5 protein-coding genes are annotated in these 6059 nt (G+C 43.5%); all 5 read right to left on the bottom strand.

The annotated features are described in order from the left end of the window. Positions 1–560: 560 nt before the first annotated feature. The gene (gene purU, locus BV375_RS04960; RefSeq protein WP_086757908.1) at positions 561–1436 is read right to left on the bottom strand and encodes a formyltetrahydrofolate deformylase; all 876 of its coding nucleotides are present in this window, start codon (positions 1434–1436) and stop codon (positions 561–563) included. 43 nt (positions 1437–1479) lie between these two features. Further along, positions 1480–2124, bottom strand: coding sequence for a DUF4340 domain-containing protein (locus BV375_RS04955; RefSeq protein ID WP_086757905.1), 645 nt, complete (start codon positions 2122–2124; stop codon positions 1480–1482). Positions 2125–2212: 88 nt separating this feature from the next. After that, entirely contained in the window at positions 2213–3991 is a 1779-nt protein-coding gene (locus BV375_RS04950) for a Gldg family protein (RefSeq protein WP_086757902.1), read from the bottom strand. Between the two features lie 232 nt (positions 3992–4223). Beyond that, positions 4224–5036 carry an ABC transporter permease gene (locus tag BV375_RS04945; RefSeq protein WP_086757899.1) on the bottom strand — a complete coding sequence of 271 codons (813 nt, stop codon included), beginning with the start codon at positions 5034–5036 and terminating at the stop codon, positions 4224–4226. Next, positions 5037–6041, bottom strand: a complete 1005-nt coding sequence (locus tag BV375_RS04940) for an ABC transporter ATP-binding protein (RefSeq protein WP_086757897.1) — start codon at positions 6039–6041, stop codon at positions 5037–5039. Between the last annotated feature and the right edge of the window lie 18 nt (positions 6042–6059).

Below are 6059 nucleotides of genomic sequence, written 5' to 3'. Positions count from 1 at the left end.
CATTGGTGTCAACTTAAGCTCAAACGCTTATCCCACATACGTTTTACCCCACCCCTTAATCCCCTCCCCCGAAGTTTGCTCAACGGGGGGGAACCCCCGCACGCAACTTCTCTCCGCCTGCGGGGAGGGGAAGTTTTGGCTTTAGACAAAACTGGGGTGGGGTGACGAGGATCGTAATGGTAGGTGAGTGAATACAAAATCACGTTTTAACAAGGGTTTCACGTTAAGTTGACACGTATGGGCACCAGTAAAATAATTTGATATACCAAAAGATTGTGGCTGCCGTGCCCCTACTCATGTGTCGCGTTCTTTTTTCAAAATGGTATAACGCTCTTTAATCACTCTCGTGAGATAAAAATCTACAACCCTTATTATGCCGGACTTTTATAAATTTAGGCGTAGGTTGGGTTGAGGAACGAAACCCAACATCCTTAAACCTTGATCTAGTTGGGTTTCACTGCGTTCAAACGCCACTTCACTCTAGTCGGGAAACCCGCCCACGTGAGTGGCTCCCCAACCTACATTTATTTTCTCTCCCCAAAGTGACGGAAGAGCGCTAATCACTCAAAGACTACTGTTCGATTTCCATACACCAACACGCGGTTTTGCAAATGCGATCGCACTGCTCTGGCTAACACAACTCGTTCTAAATCTTTGCCTTTTCTAATTAAATCCTCAACTTCATCGCGGTGGCTAACTCTCACTACATCCTGTTCAATAATTGGGCCAGCATCTAAATCAGCAGTGGCATAATGTGCTGTTGCCCCAATAATTTTAACTCCGCGTTCAAAAGCTCGGTGATAAGGATTAGCTCCGACAAAAGCTGGTAAGAATGAATGATGGATATTTATAATCTGCGGAAACTTTTTAATAAAATCTGCACTAACAATTTGCATATATTTAGCCAATACAACTAAATCTATTTTGTACTGGCGTAGTAATTCTAGTTGCTTAATTTCCTGCTCTGCTTTGTTGTCTTTGGTGATGGGAATGTGATGGTAATCAATACCAAATTGCTCGGCTACTCCCTTTAAATTAGTATGGTTGCTAATAATTAAAGGTATTTCTGCTACAAACTCTTTAGCACGATGTCGCCAAATTAGGTCAAATAGACAATGGTCTTGGCGGCTGACCCAAATAGCAATACGCGGTACAGTATCAGAAAAGTGTAGTTCCCATTTAGCGCCTAAAGGTTGAGCGAACACTTCGTGACGCTTCGCGAACGCATTAAATGCAGGCCCAATTAAATCGCGTGGTAGGTTAAACCCTTGTAATTGCCATTCAATCCGGGTGAGAAACAATCCAGCGGCAAAGTCTGTATGCTGATCTGCATGGATGATATTGCCGCCGTTGGCATAGATAAAGTTAGCAATTTTCGCCACTAACCCCCGTTGATCGGGGCAAGAAATGAGCAATGTTGCTGTCGGATTTGTCATTTGTCATTTGTCATTGGTCATTTGCCCTTGATTATTTCTCCCGTTATTTGCTGGGTGGTGGAGTTGGTTCACCAGGACTTGGAGTAGATGTTTTATCGCTATTAGCTGCGGGTTGTTTCCACTCAGATATGTCCCGATTCACTGCGTTTTCAAAATCTGTAGATACCAACAGCACATCTATATTACCATCGGGTTTTACAGTTGGGTCAGCTTGCGCGTATAAGAAACTGCGGTTAAAGTTAGGCTTCCCTAACAGTAATTGATGGCTTTGCTGATTTTTCAGGCTGATATTGATAGTTGCTTGGGGTTGATCTAAGCCGAAATCTGCTTTTTGACTAGGTGGGATGGATAAAGAGCGTTGGCGTAGCCCGTCGTAGACATCGCTCTTTCCTTTGACTAACAAATCCATCAAATAAGAAACAATAGCATCATTCGCTGGCTCTGATACCGGGGATTTGAGCAACCACTTAGGCTGGCTTTCCTGGGCGTTACGTTCTAAAGACAAGGAAACCTTTTGAGTTGTGATTAACAAAGACTGCACATCATCTGCTGTAAAAGCGAAAATTTGCTGCTTTTTCTCCTTAACTTCTTCTCGCTGAGTCGCCCCGCGAATTTCATAGAAGTAAACAAAACCACCCAAACCCAGCGCTAGCAATAGCAAAATTAAAGTCGTTCGCGAAAATTTCATTTTTTAGTCATTTGTTATTTGTCATTTGTCATTAGTCATTTGTTATTTTTCCCTTATCCCCCCATCCCCGCGTCCCCGCGTCCTCTTCCTAGCGTCGTTTCCACCAAATCAAAGATGCTCCTACTAACCCAATTAGGGGTAGAAGTAGTAGAGAAGATAATGTCAAAAGACTGGCTTGGGCAGCTGTGAAGTTAAGGCGACGGTTTTTCGCTTCTTTGGGGCGAATTGATAAGGGTTGCTGATCCTGTTGACTCAGCCAAGTTACTGAGTTGAGGAATACATCGCCATTTAGTTGTTGTTGAAACAAGCCATCAGTAGCAAAATCTGAATTTCCGATCACTACTAACCTTGATGCAGTGGCAGCTTTTTCAGCTGGCTTCTCGGTTGGGAGTGCAGAATTACTGGGAGTAGGTAAAGGAGTAGCTGTTGGGCTGGCTTGACTGGCGGTGGTTGGTGATGGGAGTGCGGAAGGTGTAGGCGAAGGACTAGCTTTAGGTGTCCCCCGACCTCTGGCTATCGGTGATGGTGTTGCTGATGGTTTAGCCTGACCTTGAGTTGTGGGTGATGGTAATGGTGAAGGTGTGGGATTAGGTTGGCTTGTTGATGCTGCTGGGAGTTTTTTCTCCAAAGCCACGCCCAAAGTTAGCGGGCCTTTCAAGTCTTTATCGGGGTTAAACTCCAACTTTTCGCTTTGTAGGTCACTTTCTGCCCAGCTGTTGGGATAAGGTTTAGTTTGCAGTAGAGGTGTGGATACGACACCATTCACTGGCGTAATTTCCAACGGTCTAGCCAAGCGATAAAAAGAAATACCCTTGCCAAAATCTTTGGTAATTGGATGTTGACCGTATTCTGTAATTAAAGGAACTGCTGGCCCAAGTCCTGCACCTCCCCCAGAAACATCAACGGCTAAACGATTATCTAGGCGAACACCCCAATCTTTGAGTAAGTTATCGATTTTGGGGTCGGTACTAGGGTCAATCATCAGCAGTAAGTTACCGCCTCGATTCAGGTATTCTTGTAAGGCTTTCACTTCAGCGTCAAACAATCCTCGTTTTGGACCTGCTACTACCACAGCCGCAGCATCATTAGGAACTTTGGACTGTTCCGCTAAATTCAATGGCGAGGTCGTGAAATTTTTATCAGTTAATCCCTGCACTGCTTGAGAAATTCCACCTTCAGCCGCTGTAAGTTGGCGTTCGCCGTGACCTTGTAGGAAGTAAACTTTAGCTGAGTTCGCAGTAGCGATCTGTTGCAGGCGATTAGTTAACCGAACTTCTGACAGTCTTTCATTTTGATTGACAACCTGCACTAACTGTCTTTTATCTTGAGATTCTAGATAAACTTCTCCATAATCTTTTACACCAAACTTTTCTGCCAATCCTGGTCTAGCTTGCGGATCGATGTACTCAAACTGAAACTTTGAGTTTTGCCTGCGATAATTCTCGAGTAAATCCCGGTCTTGGGGATTTTGAGTGACATCAAAAATCCAGACTTTAACTGGCTGTGCAAGATTATGCACTAATTCCCGCGATTGGGGAGCCAGAGTAAATAACTGCGTTTCTGTTAAATCTGCACGGTAGTGGTAGCGAGTACCCAAAAAGTTAATTAGCCCTAAAATTGCCAATACTGCTATGGTTGCAACTAAAGCATTAGTACTAGCTTGGGTTGAACGTCGCCCCCACCATTGACTTTCCTGGCTTTGCACAATTATCCACAAGCCAATGACCACAATTCCAGTAAATAGTAATGCTATGGAAATTGGCCCCCAATTTGATGCAACTAACCCAGAAGTTAAGCCCGCAACTAATAGAAAAGGGCCAAGCCAAAACAGATATTTCCAAAGTTTCTTTTTAGCGACGATTTTCATGTGATTTGTTAATTGTCATTGGTCATTGGTCATTAGTCATTGGTCATTGGTCATTTGTCCTGGATAATATAGCTGGAACTAAATATCAAATGTCATTGCAACTGTAAAGAAGTGGAGCGCAGCAATTACAAGAGTGGAGGATTGCTTTGCTTTTCAGGCAATAACGGAATATGTTGTGTTTATTTAGCTCCATCTATTTAAAAACTAATGACAAATGGCAAAGGACAAATGACTATTGACGCTGAAAACGTAATGCATCAATTGATTGAGATGTCAGAAAGACACCCAAAAAAATGTAACTAACAAATAAAAGTATGGCGCTGGTATCAAAAATGCCTTGAATAAGAGTATTGAAATGTCTCAGCAAGGAGATATAGCCCAAAGCTTCTCCAATAGGCCCAGGGACAGTTTTAGCAATTAATTCAACGAATAACAGCAGTAAAATGACTGCAAAGGTGAAGACGGCAGCAAGAATTGTACTGTCTGTTAATGATGAAATAAACATTCCCAAAGATAAAATTGCGGCTGCTAGCAAGATTAATCCCAAATGACCTAACAAGAGGATTGTCGGTGTCATTGGTGGATTTGAGCTACTAATAACAAACGCTTCAATTGCTACTAAGGGCACAATCATTGTGACAAAAAAAGTCAGCACCCCTAATAACTTACCAACAGCTACCGCCCAGTTTGTGACTGGTGATGTTGCTAATAGTTCTAAAGTGCCTCGCTTACGTTCTTCGGCATAAAGTCCCATTGAGAGAATTGGCAGCACAAATAATAATAGCCATCCCATGCGGTCTAAAAATGCGCGCACAAATTCATAAGGGACATCGATTGGCGGTACTGGTACGCCCATTTGTTGTCCTTGTAAATCTAAGGCGGTGATGGTTGGCAAAATCCCGTCTGGCCCTAGCAAAATCATGATTAAGAACAACCCAGATAAAAACCAGAATATGCCAGCAATTACATAAGCCAAAGGTGATACAAAATAACTCTGCAATTCCCGGCGATAAATGGCGATAATATTACTCAGTACTATACCCATCTACGCGGCTTCTCCTTCTGTGGCTGCTGAGTCTTCTATAGACTCTAAATTCTTTTCTTCTGTCGTCAGTTGTAAGAACACATCTTCTAAGGTAGCGCTGACACGCCGCATTTCATGTAAAGCAAATCCCGCACGTACTAATGTTGTGGCGATATGCTTTCCTGGTTCAGTTCCTGGTTGCGATATTACCCGCAAATAGGCACGGTTTGCTTGCGGTGGGTGATGAATCCCTGCCGTCGGAATTGATTCTACCAGACTCACACCCGATATATTTTGCAGTACTTGCTTTGCTAGGGCAGCTTCTCCTTCTATCTCTATTTCATATCCAGAGCCGCCAGTCAACTGTGTCATCAAATTTTCTGGTGTATTGGTGGCGACTACTTTACCGCGATTAATAATGGCAACGCGGCTACAGGTCATGCTAACTTCTGGCAGAATGTGGGTAGAAAGAATGATGGTGTGGCTTCCGGCGAGGCTTTTAATTAAATTCCGCACCTCAATAATTTGCCTAGGGTCAAGTCCTACCGTCGGTTCATCTAAAATAATCGCTGGTGGATCGTGAACGATCGCCTGAGCAATCCCCACTCTTTGACGATATCCTTTAGAAAGTTTGCGGATAATTACCTTACGCTTATCATCTAAATTACAACGCGAGATCGCGGCTGTCACCTTATTATTGCGATCGCCTGCGGATACTCCCTTAATTCTGGCGACAAAATGCAAAAATCCTTCCACCGTCATATCTGGATATAACGGCGGTGTTTCTGGTAAATAACCAATTCTTTGCCGCACAGCCAAAGATTGATCGTGGACATCAAAGCCTGCAATCTTTGCCGTGCCCTTAGTTGCCGGTAAATAACCAGCTAAAATTCGCATAGTAGTAGTTTTACCAGCGCCATTCGGCCCCAAAAACCCTAAAATCTCCCCAGGTTCGACGCTAAAAGTCACATCAGAAATCGCTGGGGTAGAACCGTATATTTTACTCAGATGCTCTACTTCAATCATCGGTCTTGTGCGATCGCA

Source organism: Nostoc sp. 106C, assembly GCF_002154725.1.
Taxonomy (GTDB): domain Bacteria; phylum Cyanobacteriota; class Cyanobacteriia; order Cyanobacteriales; family Nostocaceae; genus Aulosira.
Note: the sequence above shows the minus strand (reverse complement) of the source record. Positions and strands in the feature narration are given on the sequence as shown.

What these genes read in the sequence shown, in the direction of transcription:
- purU (WP_086757908.1), bottom strand. Translation starts at nt 1,436, where the DNA reads ATGACAAATCCGACAGCAACATTGCTCATTTCTTGCCCCGATCAACGG.
- BV375_RS04955 (WP_086757905.1), bottom strand. Translation starts at nt 2,124, where the DNA reads ATGAAATTTTCGCGAACGACTTTAATTTTGCTATTGCTAGCGCTGGGT.
- BV375_RS04950 (WP_086757902.1), bottom strand. Translation starts at nt 3,991, where the DNA reads ATGAAAATCGTCGCTAAAAAGAAACTTTGGAAATATCTGTTTTGGCTT.
- BV375_RS04945 (WP_086757899.1), bottom strand. Translation starts at nt 5,036, where the DNA reads ATGGGTATAGTACTGAGTAATATTATCGCCATTTATCGCCGGGAATTG.
- BV375_RS04940 (WP_086757897.1), bottom strand. Translation starts at nt 6,041, where the DNA reads ATGATTGAAGTAGAGCATCTGAGTAAAATATACGGTTCTACCCCAGCG.